Consider the following 377-nt stretch of genomic DNA (forward strand, 5'->3'; position numbering starts at 1 on the left):
GAAGAAGATCACTGGTCCTGCTCGTGTGTTTGATTCGGAAAAAGAAGCGACAGATGCTGTACTTAGAAATGAAATTAATCCAGGTGATGTCATTGTCATTCGTTATGTGGGACCTAAAGGTGGTCCTGGTATGGCAGAGATGTTATCCATCACTGCAATCGTTGTTGGGAAAGGACTTGGGGAAAAAGTTGGTTTAATTACAGATGGACGTTTCTCAGGTGGAACGCACGGATTAGTAGTAGGTCACCTTTCACCAGAGGCACAAGTTGGTGGACCAATTGCATTAATCAACGAAGGTGATCTTATTACGATTGATAGCGTGGAACAGCAGCTTTCAGTAGATGTTTCTGAAGAGGAATTTGCAGAGAGGTTAAAGG

At 43.2% G+C, this 377-nt stretch carries 1 protein-coding gene; it reads left to right on the forward strand.

The window, feature by feature from the left end:
- A partial coding sequence (locus AOA60_RS23125) for a dihydroxy-acid dehydratase (RefSeq protein WP_178075398.1) occupies window positions 1-377 on the forward strand: 377 nt, incomplete at both ends.

It is taken from the genome of Pseudomonas sp. 2822-17, from assembly GCF_002742485.1.
Taxonomy (GTDB): Bacteria; Pseudomonadota; Gammaproteobacteria; order Pseudomonadales; family Pseudomonadaceae; genus Aquipseudomonas; species Aquipseudomonas cyclaminis.